1 protein-coding gene is annotated in these 1,175 nt (G+C 70.4%); it reads left to right on the forward strand.

What is annotated here, in order from left to right:
* Positions 1-1,175, forward strand: a 1,175-nt coding sequence (locus DIE02_RS35170) for an acetyl-CoA C-acetyltransferase (protein WP_148091661.1), incomplete at both ends; no start/stop codon positions are given.

Below are 1,175 nucleotides of genomic sequence, written 5' to 3' on the forward strand. Positions count from 1 at the left end.
ATGACGGACGTAGTGATCGTATCGGCCGCGCGGACCGCGGTCGGCAAATTCGGCGGCTCGCTCGCGAAGATCGCGGCACCGGAGCTGGGTGCGACGGTGATTCGCGCGGTGCTGGAGCGTTCGGGCGTGAAGCCCGAGCAGGTGAGCGAAGTGATCATGGGCCAGGTGCTGACGGCGGGCTCGGGGCAGAACCCGGCGCGCCAGTCGCTGATCAAGGCCGGCCTGCCGAGCGCAGTGCCGGGGATGACGATCAACAAGGTGTGCGGCTCGGGCCTGAAGGCCGTGATGCTGGCGGCGAACGCGATCGTGGCGGGCGACGCGGAGATCGTGATCGCGGGCGGGCAGGAGAACATGAGCGCGGCGCCGCACGTGCTGCCGGGCTCGCGCGACGGGTTCCGGATGGGTGACGCGAAGCTGGTCGACACGATGATCGTCGACGGCCTGTGGGACGTGTACAACCAGTACCACATGGGCATCACGGCGGAGAACGTCGCGAAGGAATACGGGATCACGCGCGAGGAGCAGGACGCGTTCGCGGCGCTGTCGCAGAACAAGGCGGAAGCCGCGCAGAAGGCCGGGCGCTTCGACGACGAGATCGTGCCGGTGTCGATCCCGCAACGCAAGGGCGAGCCGCTGCAGTTCGCGACCGACGAGTTCGTGCGCCACGGCGTGACGGCGGAATCGCTGGCGGGGCTGAAGCCGGCGTTCTCGAAGGACGGCTCGGTGACGGCGGCGAACGCGTCGGGGCTGAACGACGGCGCGGCGGCGGTGCTGGTGATGTCGGCGCAGAAGGCGGCGGCGCTCGGCCTGACGCCGCTGGCGCGGATCAAGGCGTACGCGAACGCGGGGGTGGATCCGAGCGTGATGGGCATGGGGCCGGTGCCGGCATCGCGCCGTGCGCTGGAGCGCGCGGGCTGGACGCCGGGCGACCTGGACCTGATGGAAATCAACGAGGCATTCGCGGCGCAGGCGCTGGCGGTGCACAAGCAGATGGGCTGGGACACGTCGAAGGTGAACGTGAACGGCGGGGCGATCGCGATCGGCCACCCGATCGGCGCGTCGGGCTGCCGGATCCTGGTGACGCTGCTGCACGAAATGGCCAAGCGCGATGCGAAGCGCGGGCTGGCGTCGCTGTGCATCGGCGGCGGGATGGGCGTCGCGCTCGCGGTCGAGCG

It is taken from the genome of Burkholderia sp. Bp8991 (assembly GCF_003853795.1).
In the GTDB taxonomy this organism is placed as follows: Bacteria; Pseudomonadota; Gammaproteobacteria; order Burkholderiales; family Burkholderiaceae; genus Burkholderia.